The 24544-nt window shown below is 46.1% G+C and carries 19 protein-coding genes; 11 read left to right on the forward strand and 8 right to left on the reverse strand.

Annotated elements, in window-relative coordinates:
- The 3 genes from RIB93_RS24295 to acs form a co-directional block, all read right to left on the reverse strand.
- Nucleotides 1–4244 (reverse strand): beta strand repeat-containing protein (locus tag RIB93_RS24295; protein ID WP_446376482.1); only part of this gene is annotated, 4244 nt, incomplete at its 3' end.
- Nucleotides 4245–4797: 553 nt separating this feature from the next.
- Nucleotides 4798–4932: a hypothetical protein gene (locus tag RIB93_RS24300; RefSeq protein WP_446376484.1), complete on the reverse strand. Its 135-nt coding sequence runs from the start codon at nucleotides 4930–4932 to the stop codon at nucleotides 4798–4800.
- Between the two features lie 235 nt (nucleotides 4933–5167).
- Nucleotides 5168–7138 carry an acetate--CoA ligase gene (gene acs / locus RIB93_RS24305; RefSeq protein WP_446376486.1) on the reverse strand — a complete coding sequence of 657 codons (1971 nt, stop codon included), beginning with the start codon at nucleotides 7136–7138 and terminating at the stop codon, nucleotides 5168–5170.
- Nucleotides 7139–7919: 781 nt separating this feature from the next.
- Here acs and RIB93_RS24310 point away from each other — a divergent pair.
- Nucleotides 7920–8363 carry a hypothetical protein gene (locus tag RIB93_RS24310; RefSeq protein ID WP_446376488.1) on the forward strand — a complete coding sequence of 148 codons (444 nt, stop codon included), beginning with the start codon at nucleotides 7920–7922 and terminating at the stop codon, nucleotides 8361–8363.
- Between the two features lie 213 nt (nucleotides 8364–8576).
- On the opposite strand, the gene RIB93_RS24315 is transcribed toward RIB93_RS24310, so the two are convergent.
- The 3 genes from RIB93_RS24315 to RIB93_RS24325 form a co-directional block, all read right to left on the reverse strand.
- On the reverse strand, nucleotides 8577–8834 hold the full coding sequence (locus tag RIB93_RS24315; protein WP_446376490.1) for a hypothetical protein: 258 nt from the start codon (nucleotides 8832–8834) through the stop codon (nucleotides 8577–8579).
- A 220-nt stretch (nucleotides 8835–9054) separates the two neighbouring features.
- A complete protein-coding gene (locus RIB93_RS24320; protein ID WP_446376492.1) occupies nucleotides 9055–9363 on the reverse strand; it encodes a DUF3181 family protein in 309 nt (102 codons plus the stop codon).
- Nucleotides 9364–9398: 35 nt separating this feature from the next.
- Complete coding sequence (locus RIB93_RS24325) at nucleotides 9399–9677, reverse strand: 2TM domain-containing protein (protein WP_446376494.1); 279 nt, start codon at nucleotides 9675–9677, stop codon at nucleotides 9399–9401.
- A gap of 466 nt (nucleotides 9678–10143) precedes the next feature.
- Here RIB93_RS24325 and RIB93_RS24330 point away from each other — a divergent pair, with 466 nt between their 5' ends.
- From RIB93_RS24330 to RIB93_RS24375, 10 genes are all read left to right on the forward strand, one after another.
- On the forward strand, nucleotides 10144–10719 hold the full coding sequence (locus RIB93_RS24330; RefSeq protein WP_446376496.1) for a hypothetical protein: 576 nt from the start codon (nucleotides 10144–10146) through the stop codon (nucleotides 10717–10719).
- 133 nt (nucleotides 10720–10852) lie between these two features.
- On the forward strand, nucleotides 10853–13897 hold the full coding sequence (locus tag RIB93_RS24335; RefSeq protein ID WP_446376498.1) for a CHAT domain-containing tetratricopeptide repeat protein: 3045 nt from the start codon (nucleotides 10853–10855) through the stop codon (nucleotides 13895–13897).
- 494 nt (nucleotides 13898–14391) lie between these two features.
- On the forward strand, nucleotides 14392–14637 hold the full coding sequence (locus RIB93_RS24340; RefSeq protein WP_446376500.1) for a hypothetical protein: 246 nt from the start codon (nucleotides 14392–14394) through the stop codon (nucleotides 14635–14637).
- A 177-nt stretch (nucleotides 14638–14814) separates the two neighbouring features.
- The gene (gene fbp / locus RIB93_RS24345) at nucleotides 14815–15879 is read left to right on the forward strand and encodes a class 1 fructose-bisphosphatase (RefSeq protein WP_446376502.1); all 1065 of its coding nucleotides are present in this window, start codon (nucleotides 14815–14817) and stop codon (nucleotides 15877–15879) included.
- Nucleotides 15880–15981: 102 nt separating this feature from the next.
- Nucleotides 15982–17139, forward strand: a complete 1158-nt coding sequence (gene tal / locus RIB93_RS24350; RefSeq protein WP_446376504.1) for a transaldolase — start codon at nucleotides 15982–15984, stop codon at nucleotides 17137–17139.
- 329 nt (nucleotides 17140–17468) lie between these two features.
- A complete protein-coding gene (zwf, locus tag RIB93_RS24355) occupies nucleotides 17469–18998 on the forward strand; it encodes a glucose-6-phosphate dehydrogenase (protein WP_446376506.1) in 1530 nt (509 codons plus the stop codon).
- Nucleotides 18973–19221, forward strand: a complete 249-nt coding sequence (locus RIB93_RS24360; RefSeq protein WP_446376508.1) for a hypothetical protein — start codon at nucleotides 18973–18975, stop codon at nucleotides 19219–19221. The genes zwf and RIB93_RS24360 overlap by 26 nt, the downstream gene beginning before the upstream one ends.
- A 50-nt stretch (nucleotides 19222–19271) precedes the next feature.
- Nucleotides 19272–20639, forward strand: coding sequence for a glucose-6-phosphate dehydrogenase assembly protein OpcA (opcA, locus tag RIB93_RS24365; RefSeq protein ID WP_446376510.1), 1368 nt, complete (start codon nucleotides 19272–19274; stop codon nucleotides 20637–20639).
- Between the two features lie 32 nt (nucleotides 20640–20671).
- Nucleotides 20672–20797 carry a hypothetical protein gene (locus tag RIB93_RS24370; RefSeq protein WP_446376512.1) on the forward strand — a complete coding sequence of 42 codons (126 nt, stop codon included), beginning with the start codon at nucleotides 20672–20674 and terminating at the stop codon, nucleotides 20795–20797.
- 10 nt (nucleotides 20798–20807) lie between these two features.
- A complete protein-coding gene (locus RIB93_RS24375; RefSeq protein ID WP_446376514.1) occupies nucleotides 20808–22175 on the forward strand; it encodes a cobyrinate a,c-diamide synthase in 1368 nt (455 codons plus the stop codon).
- 139 nt (nucleotides 22176–22314) lie between these two features.
- Here RIB93_RS24375 and RIB93_RS24380 read toward each other — a convergent pair whose 3' ends face one another.
- Nucleotides 22315–24000, reverse strand: a complete 1686-nt coding sequence (locus tag RIB93_RS24380) for an NAD(P)H-quinone oxidoreductase subunit 4 (protein ID WP_446376516.1) — start codon at nucleotides 23998–24000, stop codon at nucleotides 22315–22317.
- Between the two features lie 296 nt (nucleotides 24001–24296).
- Complete coding sequence (locus RIB93_RS24385) at nucleotides 24297–24449, reverse strand: hypothetical protein (protein WP_446376518.1); 153 nt, start codon at nucleotides 24447–24449, stop codon at nucleotides 24297–24299.
- Nucleotides 24450–24544: the final 95 nt, after the last annotated feature.

Genomic DNA, 24544 nt, shown 5'->3' on the forward strand with positions numbered 1-24544 from the left:
CCTGTCAGATTGTTAATCGCGGTGAAGTTACTCCCATTAATATTACCTGTATCCGAGTTCGTCAGATTCCAGGTGTTCGCTGTATTACTGCCAATTATTGTGTTGTCTCCGCCACCTCCATCAATGGTTCCAGTAAAGGTGACTCCATTATTCAATTGGAAGGTATCGTTAGCATTGCCGCCACTCAAGGTATTGAACCCAGAGAAATTTAAGGTGTTATTAAATGTTCCCCCATCATCGGCGGTAATGTTCCACGTATTATCTGTATTCGTGCCAATTATCGTGCTATCTGTATTCCCAATAACGGCTTCAATATTTTCACCGCCAATTGCCGCGAGATTGACAGTTACTGGGTTGGAGTTATTCGAGTAGTCTAGGGTGTCTGTACCTGCACCTCCATCAATGGTTCCAGTAAAGGTGACTCCATTATTCAATTGGAAGGTATCGTTGGCATTACCGCCACTCAAGGTATTGAACCCAGAGAAATTTAAGGTGTTATTAAATGTTCCCCCATCATCGGCGGTAATGTTCCACGTATTATCTGTATTCGTGCCAATTATCGTGCTATCTGTATTCCCAATAGCAGATTCAATATTGTCCGCGCCAATTGCCGCGAGATCGACGGTGACTGGGTTGGAGTTATTAGAGTAGTCTAGAGTGTCTGTACCTGCACCACCATCAATCGTACCGCTAATGGTTGCGTTGTTAGTAAAAGCAAATGTATCGTTAGCACTGCCACCCGTAATATTCTCAATTGAGGAGAAGGTTAAGGGTGAACTGAAGCCACTGACATCGCCAGCATCGGTGTCAGTAATCATAAAGGTTGTATCGCTATCTGCTCCAATTAATTCTGAACCACCGACAATGTTAACAGGGTCATTAAATGCGACAGTATTAGCTAAAGTAATCGTACCACTACTATCAGCTCGCCCAATAGTAATCGAGCTAAAGCCATCTTGTAATCGATTGATTTCTGCTACTGTTAAATCTAATGCCGCTGTATTATTATCAGATGCGCCAATAACAATATTTTGATCCGGTGTAAAAGGCTTGAGTTCAATGGTTCCACCATTGCTGTTTGCACTAATGTCAATTTCATCACTGGTGACAATAATATTTCCGCCACCTAAAGGACCCATAGCCAGGATACTTGTAATAATACTCGTTGCGGCTTCTAGGGTGACATCGCTCCCTCTACCATTACCACCAGAACACGTATTTTGTGTACCCGAACAGGAAAGTATGTGACCTCCAGTTCCACCAAAAAACGTGGTGTTTATTGTGCCACCACTGCTGAGATTTATAGTTCCGCTACTGTTGGGACCATTTGACTGAATATCATCCGTGTAAATATTGCCGCCTGCATTCAAGGTAATGTTGCCCCCATTACCATTCTTAGTAAATGATAGAACATCGTTATTAATAGAAATATCACCGCCCGCGTTTACAGTGATATCACCGCCATTACCCGTTGTTGAACCTTGCCAAAAAGTCCAAATTTGTGATGCTGTAATATCCCCTGAAGCTTCCAAATTGACAGAACCACCATTATCACCATCGGTTGTCGTGTTAGTTCTGATGGTTGCGGCTTCAATACTAGCGGCAGGTAAGGTGGGAGTACCTATTGTAATAGAACGACCGGGATTTGTGATGTTTCCGGTGCGAATTATGCCGCCAGAGAGCAACGTGATTGTGGCATCGTCTGCTCCAGTAATAGTGTCACCTGTAGCATTTATTGATCCGTTAGGCGATCGCAAGGTTACAGGGTCATTAAATGTGACATTACCACCTAGGCTAATTGTACCACTACTGTCAGCTCTGCCGATAATGATCGAGGTAAAGCCGTTTTGAAGAATTCCTAACTTTTGTGTTGACAAATCTAGAGATGATGTAGAAGTGCTTCCACCTACATTGATATCTAGACTAGGTGTCAGGGGCTGTAGCAATAGAGAACCACTGGTACTTATTACATTAGAAAATAGTTCAAAACCAATCTCATCGGCAGTTAACCTTATATCACCACTGGTAGACGTGATATCAGTACTTATGTTATAAATGCCATCAGCGTTACCAGAAACGCCACTGCCTCCGGTTCCAGTTAAATTAATATCACCGCTAGTTGAAGTAATATTACCACCTTCAACAAAAATTCCGTCACCTCCACTACCACTAACAAAGCTGCTATTCCCCCCCGTTCCCAGGAGGGTAATATCACCTGCCCTTGAATTAATTGTGTCACCTCCTAAAGTTTGAAAAAAGATACCATGACCGCCACTATTAGCATTAGAGTCTCCTCCTGTGCCAGTCAAAATTATGTTGCCTCCACCTGAATTAATGCTGCTATCAGAGATCCAAAGTCCACTAGTTCCAGAACTCGTACCCGTTCCGGTGAGACCCGTTCCGGTGAGAGTGATATTTCCTCCACCTGAATTAATTGAGCTATCTTCTATAGATAGGGCAGTTGATGCGCCGCTAACAATTCCTCTACCATTGATGCTACCGCCGCCCGTTGTGATATTTGCACCGAAGATAAATAACCTGCCATCTTCACCGATATTGTCAAAGTCAGTGTTAAACTCCAGATTCAAGGAATCATTGCCAGGATTACTATCTGTAATATCAGAATTGATCCAAATACTGCCGTGGGCATTAAATATTAGTGTATTATTAAGCCCTGTTCCATTAAAATCAAGGTTGGCATTCAGGGTTATGCTTCCAGTTTCTGCACCTCCATTACCTGTCTGGATAGTGACGGAATTTCCACCACCTATCAGCGCCGTTCGGATTAAATCTACACCAAGCTGAGAACTGTTTCCTGTAGATTCAAAGGGATTAGCATTGTTAATATTACTGTTGCTGTTACCATCAACGATTTCAATATCAAATGGATCAATGAGCCACTCTCCCCCTATACCTGTAGATGCGCTTACATCTGGGGCAGTGCTAATCTCAAAAGACTCAAGTCCACTGGTTTCAACAAAACCTCCATTTCCAGAAAATTGTCCTCCACGAACACTAATCTGACCGTGAATTTGAGTATTTGAATTTGCCCAAACAATGACATCACCCCCATCACCTTCTGTTAAAGCATCTGCATGAATCACTGAGTCACTACTTACAAATGTGCGAGAGGCATTTGGCACAGAATCTTTCCCTTGATACCCTCCACCAATGCGGACATTCCCTCCACCATTAATTCCAGAAGCGTTTATATTGGCGGAAATTAAACCAACCTTATTGCCAATAACATTAATCTCACCGCCAGTTGCCGATGAGGGCGCAAAGTTGGGTTCCCCTACAGGTTCTACAGAAGAAACATCAATTGTGCCAGAAATAATCGCAACCCCTGTCTCCTTTGGTAAAATGACCCCAGTATCGGCTAATTTAACCTCTCCTGAGGGAGTCACATCAAGCCTAGTCTCAACATCCTCCTTACCGGTTAACAACTCAGGTAAATCTAGAGGTGTAACGGGTACAGGTTCTCCCATACCATTCGTGGGTTGTTCAATTTCTAACGATAGTAATTTTCCTGGCTGAGATATCTTGACTAAATTGGAACCCGGAACCGCTGCGACGGTAACGGTTCCTCCGGCTGCGGTGATGGTTCCCGTATTGATTACAGTACCACCGAGTAAGGTGACAGTTTGCCCGGGTAATACGGATAAGTCACCAGCATTAACAATAGTTCCCGGTTGAGATACGTTAAAGGAAAACTGATTGGGTGTACCAATTAACGTCTGATAATTATTTGCACCACTGGCATTAAACCATGTGTTATTCTCAAATCCAATTCCTGTCGCAGTTGTGGCGGTAAAATCAGCGGGAACGTTTAAACTAGCACCTTCCCCAAAAATAATTCCCGCTGGATTCATTAAATATAAATTAGGCGTTCCCCCAGTCACCTGAATCAATCCGTTAATAACTGACGCATTTCCACCCGTAACGCGACTGAGAATATTTTCCAGGTTGGGATTGGCGAGAAAATTGGCAATTTGGTTCGCATCCAAGCCAAACTGATCAAAACTCTGAAATAGATTACTCCCATCTCCAGAAACACTGCCACCGTCAATATCATATTGGGTACCATTTTGTGTAACAGTTGTACCCGTACCGTCTGCGGCTGGGGTGATGGATTGCGCCATGGCTGCGGAATTCCCTATCAGTGAAGCCACGCCACAGAGAATCGCTTGGCATAGGGATAGAAGAGTAAATAAGCAGCGGAAACCTAACCCAGACGATTTCATGATCGGCAACCCTTTTCGTGCTATGTTAGATAGTCTGACTTATGGTATTTTTTTTGTGGGGATAATTTAATAAAACGATACAACATTTATTTTATTGTTATTACATCAATCGTAGGGGCGCACCGACGTGCGCCCACACCATCCTTGCGCCCAGAAACGATAAGCCTGATAGATTGGTGGGTTACGGCGGATATTCAGTTAAATGGTTTGTTGAGTTAATTTAATCCCGCCTAACCCACCCGACAAAACGACTAACCCAGACGATTTAATGAACGAAAACCCTTTGCGTTTTATGTTAAATAGTCTGACTTATTGTATTTTTTTGTGGGGATAATTTAATAAAACGATACAACATTTATTTTATTGTTAATACATCAATCGTAGGGGCGCACCGACGTGCGCCCACACCATCCTTGCGCCTAAAAACGATAAGCCTGATAGATTGGTGGGTTACGGCGGATATCCAGTGAAATGGTTTGTTGAGTTAATTTAATCCCGCCTAACCCACCCTACAGCTAGTCTACAATTTAATGAGTGCGATCGCCTTTTATCTCTAATCGGGTTGCTGTTCTTTCACCCAACTCCGAAACGCCCGTAATGTTGCGGTTTCTCCATCCGCTAAACTTTGCCGAATAAACCGAGGAATTGCTGCTAACGGTAGCCATGGAAACGTTGGAATTATCTGCACAGATTGATAACTCGTTGATTCTGGAGATAAAACAAACACATCGAGTTAAAGCTGCTGTTGTCATCACCTATTCCTGACAAAATTATCCCTTTTATAGAGACGTTCCGCCAATCCCCAGAAGGGAACATATCGCAGCCAGCGCCCTTTTTTTCAGTGGAATGTGGGATATAACAAACCGATCAAGAGTAAGCGAAGTTTATCTCGCTTACCCTCAGATTCTCAATCCGGCAACGTTTTAAGCGCCGCCTCTTAATTTATCCAATACGCTGCGATCTTCCAATGTAGACGTATCTCCAGCCACATCCTGACCGGCTGCTAAATTCCGCAACAAACGCCGCATAATTTTACCCGATCGCGTTTTGGGCATTCCCTCGGTAAAGCGAATATCACCGGGACGGGCAATGGCACCAATTTCGTTAACCACATGCGCCTTAAGTTCCTTTGCCAATTCCTCCGTTGGACTGTAGTCATTCTCCAACATGACAAAGGCAAAAACATTTTCCCCTTTCACCTCATCCGGTTGTCCAACCACAGCCGCTTCTGCTACCGCCGGATGGGAAACTAACGCCGATTCAATTTCCATAGTACCTAGGCGATGTCCAGAGGTATTAATCACATCATCCACGCGCCCCATCACCCAGAAATAGCCATCTTCATCTCGACGCGCACCATCCCCAGCAAAGTAGAGATACTGCCCATCTTTGGGTGCAATATGTTCCCAATAGGTGCGGCGGAAGCGATCCGGATCACCATAAACGGTTCGCATCATTCCGGGCCACGGGTGCTTAATCACTAGATATCCCCCTTGATTTGCCGCAACCGGATTGCCTTCTAAATCGACAATATCTGCCAGAATACCTGGAAACGGTAACGTCGCTGAACCTGGTTTGGTGGGAATCGCACCAGGTAGGGGCGTAATCATAAATCCCCCTGTCTCTGTTTGCCACCAGGTATCCACAATTGGACACCGTTGTCCGCCAATAATCCGGTGATACCACATCCAGGCTTCGGGATTAATTGGTTCACCGACGGTTCCCAAAATTCGTAACGAGGATAAATCGCGGGCTTTGGGATGGTGTTCGCCCATTTTAATTAATGCCCGAATTGCGGTTGGTGCGGTATAGAAAATATTGATGCCATATTTTTCCACCATATCCCACAAACACCCTGGATTCGAGGGACGGGGTGCGCCTTCATACATCACTGTGGTGGCACCATTGGATAGAGGACCATAAACAATGTAACTGTGACCCGTAATCCAACCCACGTCAGCCGTACACCAGTAGACATCGGTGTCTTGGAGATCAAACGTCCATTTCAGGGTGATATGGGTGTAGAGGTTATAGCCAGCGGTGGTATGGACAACACCTTTGGGTTTACCGGTTGTCCCAGAGGTGTAGAGAATGAACAGCATGTCCTCACTATCCATCGGTTCAGCGGGACAATTCCCTGATACCCCGGCTTGTAAATCATGCCACCAATGATCGCGCCCCGGTTCCATCTGGATTTTCTGCTGGGTACGTTGCACCACGAGAACGTTTTCTACCGTGGGTGCGCCGTTATTGGCAAGGGCTTTATCGACTTCGGGTTTCAGGGGAACAATCTTATCTTTACGCCAGCCGCCATCTGCGGTGACGACTACTTTCGCTTGGGCGTCTACTAATCGGTCTTTTAAGGCTTCGGAACTAAACCCGCCAAATACCACTGTATGCGGCGCACCAATCCTGGCACAAGCTAACATCGCGATCGCGGCTTCTGGAATCATCGGCATATAAATCCCCACGCGATCGCCTTTTTTCACGCCTAATTGCTTGAGGACATTGGCAAACTGGCAAACTTCCCGGTGCAGTTGGGCATAGGTTAGGGTGCGAGAGTCCCCTGGTTCTCCTTCCCAAATCAAGGCGGCTTTATTCCGTCGCCAGGTGGTTAGGTGTCTGTCTAGGCAATTATAGGCAATATTCGTTTTGCCGCCGACAAACCATTTAGCGAAGGGAGGTTGCCAATCGAGGACGGTATCCCATTTCTGGAACCAGTGCAACTCTTGTTCGGCTAACTCCGCCCAAAATTTTAACGGGTCAGCTTTTGCCTTGTCATAGAGGCGCTGATAGTCCTCCAGACTCTGAATGTGGGCAGTCTGGGAAAATTCAGCCGGGGGTTGGAATAGGCGTTTTTCTTGCAGAACTGATTCAATCGTTGATTCAGGCATCGTTTGTAGTTGTAATCTGTTGCTGTACTCAAACCATTTTGAAGGCAGATTCGCCTGAATGAGCAATTTTGACGTTTTGTAAAGCTTACCGACTCCTCGATAGGGGCGGCATCATTTGTCATTTGTAAGGGTTTGAGATCCGTTTACATAACTTAATATAGTTGAGCATGAATAAGGGCGGGTTTTGTTTAGCCGTTATCGGTGATTAAGCTAGGGTTAGTTCCTAAACCCGCCCCGACAAAATACCCACTGTTTTGACCCATGGATAAGGGCGGGTTTTGTTTAGCCGTTATTGGTGATTAAGCTAGCGTTAGTTCCTAAACCCTCCCCGACAAAATACCCACTGTTTTAACCCATGAATAAGGGCGGGTTTTGTTTAACCGTTATCGGTGATTAAGCTATCGTTAGTTCCTAAACCCGCCCCGACAAAATATCCACTGTTTTAACCCATGAACAAGGGCGGGTTTTGTTTAACCGTTATCGGTGATTCAGCTAGTGTTAGTTCCTAAACCCGCCCCTACAATTGATGCTTTTGCTAGGTTCAGGGCAGGGTTTTTCTTCCCTGTTCCCTGTGACACACCGAGCGAAGTCGAGGTGTTCACTGTTCACTGTCTCTAAGTAGGTTGGTGGAAATAAACTCAACCTTATGAAGTTATGTTAACAAGCCTCAAACCCTTACAAATGACGAATGACGAATGACGAATGACGATCCCCACCGTTAACTTTAATTGTCCCCACCTACTTACCTTCATGAGTTCCCCATCTCAACTAAAAACGTGACATGAAAGTCGTTCAACAAACGGTGACATTACTGACGCTGGAAGAACGCCCAGTTGGGGTTTGGATATTGAGTGGTTTAACAGCCGCGATCGGATTACTGATTTTTCTGTCTTCTAATTCATCGATTGATTGGTTCGGATTGGTTTGTATTATCTTAGCGAATGGGATGATGTTCGGCAGTCCAGTGGAAACGTGCCAATTTGACAAACAGGGTAATTGGGTTATATTTCAGCAAAAAGGTTGGTTAGGAACCCAGGTGATCCGCCGTCCAATTGACCAGGTGACTGAGGTACAAGTTGAACAGCTTAACCTATTCGGGCTTCAGTTATATCGGCTCAGGTTGGTGCTTTTCTCTGAGGAACTATTCTATTTGACTCCAATTCCTTCTACAGATTGTAGACTACAGCAACATTTAGCCAGAACGATTAAACAGTTTATTACCTGACCAATCAATCCTAAGTAGGGTTGGCAGCATAAACTGGAAATCCTTGAAAATAAAGGTTTTAAGGGCGATTAAAGGTTTATTGAGTGCAAGCAAATTTGCCTCGATAGATAAAAACATACAAAATAGCGAGCGAGACGCTTGCACTACAACCGTTCCCTGTTCCCTATTCCCTCCCCTCACCCCAAAAATTATTCAGCAAGCCCTAAGTAATACTCAAGTTTCACTTTTAGCGGATAACTGACAACCAATAGGTTGACCAACTGTCTTTTGCACATAGTCTAAAATTTCTTGATAAGCGTCTGGATTGGTTTTAGGATGGATAATGAGTCGCACCTTACCATCCGGTAACCAAAATATCAACCGACCGTTATTCGCCCAAACAAAGGTACTGATACGATTGAGATCAATCAGATACGTATCGCGCTCATAACTTAATTTAATCCAATGCTGATCCATAGTGGACGGTGGCAACTCTTAGCTGAGTCAGTCGCAATGGGGTGTTCTAAGTCAACACACCAATAGGGAACAAGACAGAGTGTGACAGTGAGATAGGCGATCGCTAACGGTTAAAAGGATACACCAGATGGTCATTGAGTATCTTTTTCAGTTAGAATTTTGGTAAAAAAATGGTCATTAGTTCTGATTGCGGAACTAATGACACCTCGTATTGAGCGATCAATTGTTTTGCTAGTTACATTTTGCGTTGAAACTCTTCGAGTAAATCCAGCAGATTAACCTGACACTGCATCGGTAGTAAATCCACTAGGGGAACTTCCCGTTTGCCACCCCCCAGTTTAACCGGAATACTTTGCAAGATTTGCACCACTTGGTCTTCCGAGAGGTTATCCTCTGTCAGTAGAGGATAGAGACGTTCAGCTAAAGGGGTGTGTAAATGGGCATCCTGCAAGTAAAGATGCCATTTAGCCACATCGATGTATATATTCTCACCAATTTCAGCCGCCAAGGTTTCGATCGCTTCGCTGGTATTCGGGTTAGCCATAATAAATTGAGTAGGACGAACTGGACATTCTCAGTTTATCCTTGAGCAGAGTTAGCCGAATTATCTTGACCCGGTAAGGGAGTATAATCCGCGATCGCAAAGATATAAATGGCGTGTCCGACTAAGATTAATCCCCAGATCCCCGTGATCCAGTAGATCCAAGACCAATTGGCATACTGGATAGTACGGACAAACCATAGACCCGAATTACACGCCGCAAACACAGCGACATGGACAGCAAAGTTCATTCGGTCATCTAGGCGTCGATACGCCGCATCGCGACGATCAGGTTTGCGGGACCAACGAGGAGGCATAGCAGTTCGTAAGATAGACGTATGAGAATAGGTTATACTATCTAGTATTTTTTTGATAAGGCAATTTTCGAGTATTCCGGTCTCAAGGGATGGCAACAAGGGTGGGATGCGGGATGCCAGCCTGACTGGAAACGTTGTCAACTAGCGCGATCGCACCGATTTTACGCTTACCGCCTCAAGCGTTGATGCCTTTGCTGTCATTTGTTCTGGTGAGGAGTAATCAGAGTAGTTTTAGGGGTGATAAAAACAATCAATGAATTAGGCATTGGGGTTTATTAATTTGAATTTAATCGTGTTCCCTTCCTCCGATAAGATGAGTTGGCGTGAATGTTGCTCAGGAATTACCTGATGCGATCGCACATAAGTTATAGATATTAACCAATTACCCGTAAGTCAAGATACACTGTGGTTAAGAGTATTAGGAAAAAGGAGAACACAACAACAGGCAATTGAGGAGTTACTTGAGTTGCCAAAAGAAAGTCCATTGCGGCGGAATATACTGGAAATACTAGCCAATTGGCGCGTCAATGTGGACAGTAGTGAAAGGTTAAGTAATGCAGATCGGGAGTTGATCATGAACTTATCACCAGCGTATTTTAAATGGCGGGAAGAGGCTGTCTTAGAAGGCAGACAAGAAGGCAGACAAGAAGGCAGACAAGAAGGCAGACAAGAAGGGATTCGGGAAGAACGACGGCAAATGGTGGAAAACTTCCTCCGAGTGCGGTTTGGTGAGATTGATGCCGAATTAGAAGCGATCATCGTACCAATGTTACAGTTAACACCACAAGTGTTGACTCGTCTGCTGTTTAGTCTTTCTCGTGAAGAGTTATTACTGTGGTTTGGCGAGACTTCTGGGATAGAAGAGAGATTCGGCGAAGGGAAGCGAGAAAAGGTGGAAAACCTGCTGAAAGTAAGGTTTGGTGAGGTTGATCAGGAATTAGCCGACAAAATCGCATCCATGTTAGAGTTACCACCACATGAGTTGACTCCGCTGCTGTTGACGCTTTCTCGTGAGGAATTATTAGAACGGTTTGCTGGGTAGGGATAAATCCCTGGATAGGTGAAAATGGGGACGTAGAGACGTAGTATGCTACGTCTCTACATTGCATAACCTCAATCTCGTAAGACATAGAGGGTAGTGAAGGCGCACTCAACCCAAAGGTGAACGTAAACTGATGCATTACCAAAAGCCAACAGGAAAACGTCAAACCTATTTTCTCAAGCCAACCTTAGCTTCTCGGCAATGGTTGGTTTATTCCTGCCATGCTGTAATCACTATCTTCAGCAGTGTTTTCATGGTAGCCGTGGGACAAGATCCGGTTTTATCCCTACCGGAATACACGGAGGAGATAGCGCCGATAATGATCGCCCAAACCGACAAACGCGCTGAAGCCGAAAGACTGTATGAAGAGGGATTGCAACTGTTTCGACAAGGGACAGCCGAATCACTGCAACAAGCGATTGAAAAATGGGAAACAGCGCTTCCTCTGTGGCGTGAGGTGGGGGATCAATCAAAAGAGGCTTTTATTAATCTAGCACTGGGTAGAACTCATAATTTATTAGGATTCAAGCAAAAAGCGTTGGATTATTATAATCAAGCCTTACCTCTTTATCGAAAACTCGAAAATCGCCAAGGGGAAGCAACAACCCTGAATAATATTGGTGGTGTCTATTCAGACTTAGGAGAAAAACAACGGGCATTAGAGTACTTTCAACAGGCTTTACCCCTATTCCAGGCTGTGGGCGATCGCGCCCTTGAAGCAGTCACCCTGAATAATATTGGTAGTGTCTATTCAGACTTAGGAGAAAAACAACAGGCATTAGAGTACTACCAACAGGCTTTACCCTTATCCCAGGCTGTAGACGATCGCGAAGGGGAAGCAACAACCCTGAATAATATTGGTAGTGTCTATTCAGCTTTAGGAGAGAAACAACAGGCATTAGAGTACTACCAACAGGCTTTACCTTTATCCCAGGCTGTGGGCGATCGCGCCGGGGAAGCAACAACCCTGAATAGTATTGGTAATGTCTATCATGCCTTAGGAGAAAAACAACGGGCATTAGAGTACTACCAACAGGCTTTACCCCTATCTCAGGCGGTAGGCGATCGCACAGGAGAAGCAGCTACCCTGAATAATATTGGTCTGGTCTATGATGCTTTAGGAGAAAAACAACAGGCATTAGATTACTATCAACAAGCTTTACCTTTATTCCAGGCTGTAGGCAATCGCACAGGTAAAGCAACAACCCTGAATAATATTGGTAAAGTTTATTCTGATTTAGGAGAGAAACAACAGGCATTAGAGTATTTGCAACACGCTTTACTCTTATCCCAGGCGGTGGGCGATCGCGCCACAGAAGCACTCACCCTGAATAATATTGGTGGTGTCTATACTGCTTTAGGAGAAAAACAACAGGGATTGGAGTACTATCAACAGGCTTTACCCTTAAGGCAGGCTGTGGGCGATCGCGCCACAGAAGCACTAACTATCTACAATATAGCCGTTACAGAAAAAAATCTAGGCAATCTCCAACTAGCGTTGACCCAAATGCAAGCCTCGATTGAGATTATCGAAGATTTACGGACTAAAGTAGCTAGTCCGGAATTACGTCAAACCTATTTTGCCACTGTACAAGATTATTACCAATTCTACATCGACTTACTGATGCAACTGCATCAACAAAACCCGGATCAAGGCTACGATAAACTAGCCTTCCACATCAGTGAACGTTCTCGCGCCAGAACCCTCTTAGAATTACTCACCGAAGCCAATGCCAATATTCGAGAAGGCGTAGATCCTGACTTACTCCAACAAGAACAAAACTTAAACGCCAAACTCGATGCGACCGAAAAACAACGGATTGAAATTTATAGTAATCCGGAATCCACTCCAGCCCAACAAACCGCCATTGAACAACAACGACAACAACTTTTAGCTGACTATCAACAACTGCAAGACCAAATCCGGGCAACAAGTCCTAAATACGCCGCGCTGAAATATCCCCAACCCCTAAACCTTGAACAAGTTCAACAACAGATTCTGGATGAGGATACTATTTTATTACAGTATTCATTAGGAGAAGACAATAGTTATCTATGGGCAGTCACAAAAGATGGCTTTACCAGTTATCAACTCCCTCCCAGAGATGAAATCGAAACCCTAGCCCGACGATTCTATGGACTCTTACAAATTCCCGGTTATGAATTTGACCCTAGCCAAAGGGGTGCTATGATTCGGGTGGTCCCCCGTGATAATTTGAATTCGCTTTCACAACTGAGTGAACTCCTGTTTGGACAAGTTGCTGATCAATTAACCAAAAAACGCATCGTCGTTATCGCAGATGGGGCATTACAATACATTCCTTTTAGCGCTTTAGCCACTCCCGATACTGCTGATACAGACAATCCCACACCTTTAATCAATCAATACGAACTCATCAACTTACCCTCCAGTTCCACCTTAGGGATTATTCGTGACCAAATCAACGGACGCCAGGAAGCACCCCAACAATTAGCGATTCTGGCTGACCCAGTTTTCACCAACAATGATAACCGTATCAAAAATGCTCCCAGCCGAGGCACAGAAACGAATTTAAACCAAGCGCTACTCAACCGTTCTATTCGCGTTTCCGAGATTAACTTAAATCGCCTCCCTGGAACTCGCACTGAAGCGGAAGCGATTCTCAATTTAGTGTCACAGGGAACCCAAACCAATGCCTTTGACTTTGATGCCAATCGTGACTTTATCGACAATCCCCAACTGCAAAATTACCAAATCATTCATTTAGCCACCCACGGAATTCTTAATAGTACTTCCCCAGAATTATCCGGTGTGGTGTTATCGTTAGTCGATGAACAAGGAAATCCGCAAAATGGCTTCTTACGACTCCATGATATCTTTAACCTGAATCTGCCAGCAGAATTAGTGGTATTAAGTGCCTGTCAAACGGGATTAGGACAAGAAATTCGAGGCGAAGGATTAGTGGGGTTGACGCGAGGGTTTATGTATGCAGGTGCGCCGCGTTTGGTGGTGAGTTTGTGGAATGTGGATGATGCAGCAACGGCGGAGTTTATGACCCGATTTTATCAGTTAATGTTGAATGAGGGGTTAAAGCCTGCCCAAGCGTTGCGGGAAACTCAGTTACAAATGCAGCGAGAGACTCAATGGAAGTCGCCCTATTATTGGGCAGCATTTACGTTGCAAGGCGAGTGGAATTAACTCTGTCTAAAAGTAGGGTGGGTTGAGCGAAGTCGAAACCCACCGAAATCTTAACCGCAACATGGTGCGTTACGGCGCTTATGTATTGAGATAATAAACGTTAATTCTCCAATGCGCCTAACGCACCCTACTGGACTGACACAGCTAAAATTGTGGGATAGATTTGACGGTTAAATCGGGCGCACGTCGGTCATCCGTGTCAACTTAAGGCTGGAACCCTTACTTAATAAGAGATCCCCCCTAGCCCCTTTTTGATCCCCCTTCCGTCCCCCTATTAGATCCCCCTCCCGTCCCCCTATTAGATCCCCCTCCCGTCCCCCTATTAGATCCCCCTTCCGTCCCCCTTCAAAAGGGGGAGACCAAAGGATGCGGGAGCTTTTTGTTCCATGGGGAAGCCAGAGGATGCTTCGCTTTTTGTTCCATGGGGGATTTAGGGGGATCTAAACTTTGAGCGCTAGTTATACAAAGTCTTAAGTTGACACCAATGCACATCGGTGCGCCCCTACAATGCTAATCCACCAAATAAGCTGTGCCACGCCACTACGAATACTGTTCGCGTCTCCGAGATTAACTTACCAAGCCGCACGGCGATGCAGTTTCAATTTTTCGGCTGGGGGAACTTCCGCTTAATCAACGCAAACAAGGCTAAAGCCATAACTACTAACGAACGGGCGTTACGGCGATCGCACGGCTTGAGCAACCTGAATTTAGCATCATTTCGATGCAATCTGAACAACTGACCCCCCCATCCAGCCGAAAAAGATGTCAAAATTCCTCTAAAGTGGGACGCTTGTTGGTCAATGCCTCTCTAAGATAGGGAGTAAAGTGGAAAAGACTACCATGCCAGGATTGGTATCAGGGCTTCTTAACGATGTACCCTCGCTTACCAACAGCGTGACCGATAAGGAGGAAAGAATATGGCAGATGTCGAGCGCTCTCTAGTGGAAGAGCATTCTCTGGATCGGGATTGTACCACGCTATCCCGTCACGTTCTGCAACAACTGAAGAGTTTCAGTGCTGACGCCCAAGATCTCAGTGCCTTAATGAATCGTATTGCCTTAGCCGCCAAAATTATTTCCCGACGGTTGAGTCGCGCTGATTTGGTTGAAGGTGCGTTGGGATTTACCGGGAACGTGAATGTGCAGGGCGAATCCGTCAAAAAGATGGATGCTTATGCTAATGATGTATTTATCTCGGTGTTTAAACAAAGTGGACTCGTTTGCCGCTTGGCATCCGAGGAAATGGAAAAACCTTACTACATTCCTGAAAACTGCCCGATTGGTCGGTATTCCCTGATCTATGATCCGATTGACGGCTCCTCGAATGTTGATATTAACTTGAATATCGGCTCAATTTTTGCGATTCGTCGGCAACAAGGCGAAGATATGGACGGCGAAGCCACGGATCTGTTGCAAGATGGACACCAACAAATCGCGGCTGGATACGTGATCTATGGACCGAGTACAATGCTGGTCTACTCCATTGGCACTGGGGTTCATGCGTTTACCCTTGATCCCAGCTTGGGTGAGTTTATTCTGTCCCAGGAAAACATGCAAGTGCCGGAGCATGGACCGGTTTATAGTGTCAATGAAGGGAACTTCTGGCAATGGGATGAATCGATTCGCGACTATATTCGCTACGTCCATCGCCATGAAGGGTATACGGCTCGCTATAGTGGAGCTTTAGTGGGAGACTTCCATCGCATCTTGTGTCAAGGGGGCGTCTTTATTTATCCCGGTACCGTGAAAAAACCGGAAGGGAAGTTGCGTCTACTCTATGAAACCGCACCCTTAGCCTTTTTAATAGAACAAGCTGGGGGTCGAGCCAGTACCGGTACCGAAAATCTCATGGACGTGGTACCAGAGAAACTCCATGCGCGTACACCGTTGATTATCGGAAGTAAAGAGGATGTGGCGTTAGTGGAGTCCTTTATTCAAGAACGAACCCGAGAATCCAAAGAAGCGATCGCGTCTCGTTCTTAGCCTAGTATCAATCGTAACGAAGAATTCAAGGTTCCTTAACCCAGGGACATGTCCTTGAATCCAGACGAATAGTAATCTATACCCTAACTTAGGAGTTTAAGCATGACAGCAACAGCCAATAATCCTATCTTCCAAATCGAAAACGATTACGGTCAGAGTATCTGGATGGATAATCTTAGCCGTACTATTATCGAATCCGGTGAACTTAAGCAGTTAATTGAAAGTCGCGGGGTTCACGGGATTACCTCCAACCCAGCGATTTTTGAAAAAGCGATCGCGGGAAATGCCATTTACGACGCCGATATCGAAGCGGGGATTAAGGCAAACAAATCGGTACAGGAGATTTATGAATCCCTCGTCTTTGAGGATATTCGCAATGCTTGTGATATTCTCAAGCCGATTTATGATCAAACTGATGGACTTGATGGTTACGTCAGTATCGAAGTTCCACCGACAATCGCCAACGATACCGAAAGCACGATTAATGAAGCCCGTCGGTATTACCAAGAGATTGGTCGGGAAAATGTAATGATTAAAATTCCCGGCACTTCCGAAGGTTTACCGGCTTTTGAGCAAGTGATTAGTGAAGGGATTAACGTCAATGTTACCTTACTATTCTCGGTACAAAGTTACATTGACACCATTTGGGCGTATGTCCGAGGCTTAGAAAAACGGGCAGAAAAAGGAGAGGATATTAGCAAAATTGCCTCAGTTGCCAGTTTCTTCCTCAGCCGGATTGACAGTAACATTGACGATCGCATTGACGCCAAACTCGCAGCTGGGGTTGACCGGATCGAGAAAGAAGCAAAACTAAAAGACGTGAAAGGCAAAGTCGCGATCGCGAATGCCAAAATCGCCTATCAGAAATTCAAAGAAGTAATCCAAAGCGATCGCTGGAAAGCCCTATCCGCTAAAGGCGCTAACGTACAACGCCTACTCTGGGCAAGTACCAGCACCAAAAATCCCGACTACAGTGATGTCATGTACGTCGATGAGTTGATTGGTCCCAATACCGTCAACACCCTGCCACCGAATACTATCGAAGCCTGTGCCGATCACTGTTCGCCCGAAAATCGGATTGAAACCGATGTGGAAAAGGCGTATCAGTTAATCGAAAACCTCAAAGATCCTGATGTCGCGATCGATCTGGATCAAGTCATGGATGAACTGCTTGATGAAGGCATTGACAAATTTGTCAAGCCCTTTGAGTCCTTAATGTCCTCCCTGGATAGCAAGGTCAAAGACTTGGCAACGGTATAGCGATACCCTAAGGCGTGAGGTATCCCTTACTGTAGGGGCACCATCCTTACGCCCTTACCGGGATATCCTGTGAAACGGGAAATTGCCGATGAGCCGTGTAAACCAATAACCCATGGTATAAACTTGGTCGGGGCGGGTTTAGTCACATCCGGGTGAGGCAAAAAACGATAATCGTCAAACCCGCCCTAACACAAAACCATACCCCTTGAACCTAGCGTTGAAACCAACTCTCTCAAGGTGTCGGGGCGGGTTTAGTCAAATCTGGGTGAGGTCAAAAACGATAATCGTCAAACCCGCCCCTACCAAAACTTCAACAATCAAAACTCGAAATGGTGACATTTACAGAAAATCCCCTGCGCGTTGGTTTACAACAGGAACGGAGTCCAGAACCGCTGATTTTAGTGATTTTTGGTGCATCTGGAGACCTGACCCAACGCAAGCTAGTTCCCTCTCTGTATCAGCTTAAACGCCAACGACGACTTCCTTCAGAAATAACAATTGTTGGGGTAGCCCGTCGCGAATGGAGTCATGACTATTTTCGCGAACAGATGCGGGAAGGGATTGAGGAGTTTTCTGACGGAATTCACTCTGAAGAACTGTGGAATGATTTTGCTGAAGGGCTATTCTATTGTCCCGGCAATATCGATAAACCAGACAGCTATCAGAAATTGAAAGCATTTTTGGCAGAACTGGATGGTAAACGGGGAACCCGGGGAAATCGGGTATTTTACCTCGCCGTGGCACCCAAGTTTTTCCCTGAAGCCATCCGCCAACTGGGAACAGCCGGAATGCTGAACGATCCAATGAAGCATCGCCTGGTAATTGAAAAACCCTTTGGTCGAGATTTGAGTTCAGCGCAAATTCTCAACCGCGTCGTGCAGCAAGTGTGTCGTGAGGAACAGGTTTATCGCATTGATCACTACTTGGGTAAGGAAACCGTTCAGAACCTGCTAGTCTTCCGCTTTGCTAACGCGATCTTTGAACCCTTGTGGAATCGCCAGTTTGTAGATCACGTTCAGATTACCGTAGCCGAAACCGTGGGCGTCGAAGATAGAGCGGGTTACTATGAAACATCGGGTGCGCTGCGGGATATGGTGCAGAACCATTTGATGCAACTCTTTTGCTTAACCGCAATGGAGCCACCCAATTCCCTAGATGCGGATAGTATCCGGACTGAAAAAGTAAAAGTAGTTCAGGCAACACATTTAGCCGATATTAATAATTTAGAATGTTCAGCGGTTCGCGGTCAGTACAAGGCAGGCTGGATGAAAGGAGAAGCAGTCTCAGGATATCGAGAAGAAGAAGGCGTTGATCCCAACTCCATCACACCCACTTACGTGGCGATGAAACTCATGATCGATAACTGGCGTTGGCAAGGTGTTCCCTTCTACCTGCGGACTGGGAAGCGGTTACCGAAGAAAGTCAGTGAGATTTCGATTCAGTTTCGCGATGTTCCCTTACTGATTTTCCAATCCGCCGCCCAACAAACCAGTCCCAATGTGCTGACGATGCGGATTCAACCCAATGAAGGCATTTCCCTGCGATTTGAGGCGAAAATGCCGGGTCCACAGCTTCGTACCCGCACAGTAGATATGGATTTTAGCTATGGCTCATCCTTTGGCATGGCGACATCCGATGCCTACAATCGATTATTACTCGATTGTATGTTGGGAGATCAAACGCTATTTACCCGCGCCGATGAAGTGGAAGAAGCCTGGCGGGTGATCACCCCAGCCCTATCCGCTTGGGAAGCACCCACTGATCCCGAAACCATTCCCCAATACGAAGCCGGAACTTGGGAACCTACGGAGGCGGAACACCTGATTAATCGGGATGGACGCCGCTGGCGTAGACTCTAGTTGGGGAGCAGAGGGAGCAGAGGGAGCAGAGGGAGCAGGGGAAGCAGGGGGAGCAGAGGGAGCAGGGGGAGCAGAGGGAGCAGGGGAAGCAGGGGGAGCAGGGGGAGCAGGGGTGGTTTTTACCAAGGTTTTCACCCGGATGTCACTCAATGTAATCAGTGTAACTAACCTCTCACTTCCTTACCCCACTCTCTCCAATCAATCCGTGAAATCAGTGTTTTGACCAATGACCAATGACCAATGACCAAAAACAAATAACGAAGGATAATAACGATGGTACAATCGCCTCCAATCCTATCTCTACAATCACCTAAAGACGTTTCCTTAAGTGAAATTGAGGAAGAACTGCGTCATATCTGGCAAAGCTACAGTACAACAGATAATAATACGGATGTTCCTAGTGCTGTACGAGCAACCACGTTTACGTTGGTGGTTTACGAACCGGAAGAAACTCAAATGCTTTTAAGCGCATTGGGATATTATTCGGGTCCCATTGACGGAATTATTGGACCGCGCATGTTTGCCGCAATCAAAGCCGCCCAGAAAACTTATGGATTGCCGAGAACAGGTAAGGCAGACGACAAAACTAAGGAAAAACTGCGCGAAGAGTATAATGAACGGCATCAGCAAGAGGTGAATGGAAATGGGCAAACCAGACGGCAACCCTATTCGGCTGATATAGAAGGATCGGGAATTGCTGATGCGATCGCGGCAGCGAATCCTTGTCGAATTATCGCCCTGTGTCCGATTGTCGGTGAAGATGAAGGGGTGACGGCTCAAGTTTCTGCCTCTTGTCCGATGCAAAAGCACAGTCAAAGTACCCTAGTTTGCTGTGAATACATTACCTTGAGTGGTACACCAGCAGCTTTAGAGCGCATCGGGGGTATGATCTGTGAACTGATGATTAGTGATTTACCCCAATTTATCTGGTGGAAAGGAACCCCTGATCCAGATTATGGGTTGTTCAAACGACTGGCTGGAATTAGCAATAACGTGATTGTGGATTCCAGTGCCTTCCAAAAACCAGAAGAGGCGTTGGCGCGACTACAGCAGTTCATCACCCAGGATATCCCCATGGCTGACCTTAATTGGCAACGGTTAGCCTCATGGCAAGAATTGGCGGCTGAGGCATTTGATCCACCAGAACGCCGCTCTGCGCTCAAAGAGGTTGACCAAGTAACAATTGATTATGAGCAAGGCAACTCAGCTCAGGCATTAATGTTTCTGGGATGGCTAGCATCTCGACTACAGTGGCGTCCGGTTTCCTATTCCAAAGAGGGCGGAGAATATGATATCCGGCGGGTTAAATTTACGACTCACGAACATCGCCCAGTCGAAGCTGAATTAGCCGGAATTCCTACGGCTGATGTGGGAGAAGTGGCGGGAGATTTGATTAGCCTGCGTTTGGGTTCAACCAATATGGATGCCGATTGCTGTACTGTGTTGTGTTCAGAAACCACAGGTTGTATGCGGATGGAGGCACATGGCGGGGCGCAATCGTGCCGCATTCAGCAAGTTACGCCGATGTTTGACCAAAAAACGGAGCAGTTGTTGAGTCAGCAATTGCAGCGTTGGAGTCGCGATTTGCTCTATGAAGAAAGTCTGGCGGTGACTGGGCAGATCATGAAAGCCAAGAGTTAGGGATTCGGTGATGGGGGAGTTATCAGTTATCAGTGAGCAGTTATCAGTTATCAGGAGCAGGGAAAGATGGGGAAGATGAGGGAGATGGGGAAGATGAGGGAGATGGGGAAGATGGGGAAGATGAGGCGGAGAATTTACAAATGACAAATGACGAATGACAAATGACGAATGGCTTTAATTATTGCTGGTGAACGGAGTGGGGTAGGCAAAACAACCGTGACGCTTGCCCTACTTTCGTGTTTATCGCGACGGTATCGTCGAGTGCAATCCTTTAAAGTGGGTCCAGATTACATTGACCCGATGTTTCATCAACGGGTTACAGGGCGTCCCTGTCGCAATTTAGATCCGGTGCTGACCTCGGAAACTTATGTTCAAGCCTGTTTTAAGCGTCATCTGGACGGGGTAGACTATGCTCTGATTGAAGGGGTGATGGGGTTGTTTGATGGGGCATCAGGACGCGATGATGTTGCCAGTACAGCGCATATTGCCCGACTGTTAAATGTCCCGGTGCTGTTGGTTTTAGATTGTAGTCGCTTATCCCGTTCCGTCGCCGCGATCGCACAGGGGTATCGTTGCTTTGATCAGAGCATCCAAGTGGCTGGGGTGGTGTTGAATCGAGTGGGGAGCGATCGCCATTTAGAATTGCTTCAAGATGCCCTAGAACCCCTACAATTACCTATACTCGGTGTACTCCGGCGTCAGGATAGTCTGACGATTCCCGATCGCCATCTGGGATTAGTTCCCAGCGATGAACTCACCTTTCTGGATCAGTTAATTGACCAACTGGCTGATATTGGCGAAACCTGTTTTAACTGGGAGTGTTTATTGCCTCTGTTGAGGGCAGAGATTCACGATTTAACCGTCACCAATCAACCGTTAAATACCTCTGTAACTCAATCCGTTACCCGAATTGCCATCGCTCGCGATCGCGCATTTAGTTTCTACTATCCAGATAATCTGGATTTATTGCAACAGTTGGGAGCGGAATTAGTTCCCTGGAGTCCCCTAACGGATACCACATTACCAGAAGGCGTGCAGGGACTTTATTTTGGTGGCGGCTTCCCTGAAGTATTTGCCCAGGAATTGGCGGATAATATCGAGGCGCGTCAGGCAGTATGGAATGCCATTGTTCAGGGAATGCCTACCTATGCTGAATGTGGTGGGTTGATGTATTTATGTCAACAGGTGACAGATTTTGAGGAAAAATGTTGGTCGATGGTAGGGATATTACCCACAAAGGCGGTAATGGGCAAACGTTTAACCCTGGGATATCGTCAAGCAACGGCATTACAACATACGCCATTGGTATTAGTGGGTGAAAGGGTTTGGGGACATGAATTTCATCGTTCCCAGTTAACAGCAAGTCCTGAGCATCCTTTGTTTGAAACAAGAGGATATGATCCGAAGGGAAAAGTTGGGATTGAGGGGTGGCGAATGTATCAATTACATGCGTCCTATATTCATCTGCATTGGGGTGGAACAGCAGATATTCCTCAGCGTTTTTTGAAATGTTGTCAACAATTTAATCCAAATTAAGTAGGTGCGTAAGGCACCCTATAAAAGTAACGCACCATATACCTGAGAACGGTGCGTTACGGCGCAAAAGCGCAAATTATTCGTGATGTTAATCCAAGTAAGCGCCTAACGCACCCTACGAAAATTCGAGAAGTTGAAGTTAGCGATTATAGGAAACCGTTGCTACCGATGGTTCCTTAATTTGAGGAACTACGACGTTCTGAGCATAAATCTGGGGCTTATCTTGGGCGACTTGGAAATACGCTTCCCGTAGCTGCGCGTTAACCGCTACTGTCTTGGCATCATAAAGCTGGGTGGCGAGTTTGGGATAGAACCCAATACCCAGAATCAGCACTAAAAAGCAAGCGGCAATAAAAACTTCCCGTGGTTTAGCATCGGTGTAAACGGCATTAGCAGGCAAAACACAGTCTGTCCCAAAGCAAACGGCTCCTTCTTCATCCTTATTCTCGAAGTTGGAATTATCAAGTTCACAGGTTGGGGCGACGCCTGCTCCGTAAAAGACTTGTCTGAGTAGAGAGAGGAGATAAATGGGTGTGAGAATTAGTCCCAAAGCCGAGAGGAAGACTGTTACTGTGCGGAAGGTTGAGCTATAAATATCACTGGTTGTCACCCCGACAAAGACAGAGAGTTCACTGGCAAACCCACTCATTCCCGGAAGGGCGACTGATGCCATCGCGGCGGCGGTAAACAGGGCAAAGACTTTGGGCATAACCTGACCAATACCACCCATACTATCTAAGGCTAAGGTGTGGGTGCGATCGTAGGTGACTCCAGCTAGGAAGAATAGCACGGCGGCAATTAAACCGTGGGAAATCATTTGCAACATTGCGCCACTTATCCCTAAGTCCGTGAATGAGGCTATCCCTAACAGGACAAACCCCATGTGAGACACGGAGGAAAAGGCAAGACGCCGCTTCATATTCGGCTGACCAAAGGAGTTGAGTCCACCATAGATAATATTGATCACCCCTAGCATCGCCAGAATTGGGGCAAAGTAAACGTGAGCATCAGATAGTATCTCTAAATTCAGGCGAATTAATCCATATCCGCCCATTTTTAGGAGTACCCCGGCTAAAATCATTGAGACAGGAGCAGAGGCTTCACCATGAGCATCAGGAAGCCAGGTGTGCAAGGGGAAAACCGCTAATTTAACCCCAAAGGCAATTAATAATCCGGCATAGAGTAGCAGTTCTAACGCCAAGGGGTAATCCTTGATGCCGAGTTCAACCATATCAAAGCTGATTGTCCCCTCGCCATAGAGTGCCATGGCTAACCCAGCGACCAAAATAAATATAGAGGCGGCGGCAGTATAGAGTAAGAATTTGGTTGCGGCGTATTGACGCTTCTGTCCCCCCCAAATCGAGACGAGGAGATAAACGGGAACCAGTTCCAGTTCCCACATAATAAATAGGAGCAGAATGTCTTGGGCGATAAAGACGCCGATTTGTGCCGAATACAGCACCAGCATCAGAAAATAGAAGAGGCGAGGCTTGTGGTCAACTTGCCAAGCGGCGAAAATGGAGAGTGTTGTCACTAATCCCGCTAGAAGTACCAGGGGAAGTGACAGTCCATCCACAGACACTGCCCAACTGAGACCTAGTTGAGGTATCCAGGTATACTTTTCGGTGAGTTGGAATGTGGTATCGCTGGCGTCGTAATGCTGCCAAAAGGTGTACACCATCAACAGAAAATCCGCGATCGCGACACCGAGGGCATACCATCGCACTGTCTTACCCCCCTTATCTGGCAGTAGAGGAATGGCAAGAGAGGCAATGAGTGGTAGGAGGACGATCGCACTCAGCCAGGGAAATGAATCGGCTATCATGACGATGAGAAAAAATACTGGGTTAACGGATGATGTTATTTTACTAAGCTTTGTAACATTTTTCTCATAAATATTTATCTTAGATCACTATAGGGCATCCCCACAGAGGATTCAGAACATCTTCGTTCATGCTTCTGCGGGGGGCGGTGAGTAGGGCGGGTTTTGTTGTTCCGTTATTGGTGAATATCTGAATTGAGTCCCTAAACCCGCCCCTACAATTGTCCCTAAACCCTTACAAATGACAAATGACAAATGACAAATGACGAATAACGATCCCTTTAATTGTCCCCACCTACTTAAGCTCTAGCGGGTTGTTGACTGGCTGCACGCTCCATCAAGTCACGCACTTCTTGGTCAGTGGTTTGGTCAAATTTGTCGTACCACAGACCGACGGCGTAGAACGATTGGGGTGAGTAACTGTAACCAAAACCCTTGACACATCTACCCATTGTTGCCCATTTATTGGTAAGGTTCTATCCGGAGAGAGTTGACTGAGGTGATATAAAATAAGACGAACATTGAGAGGTCGAATCAATGGCTACTA

The organism is Coleofasciculus sp. D1-CHI-01 (assembly GCF_040218875.1).
In the GTDB taxonomy this organism is placed as follows: domain Bacteria; phylum Cyanobacteriota; class Cyanobacteriia; order Cyanobacteriales; family Coleofasciculaceae; genus Coleofasciculus.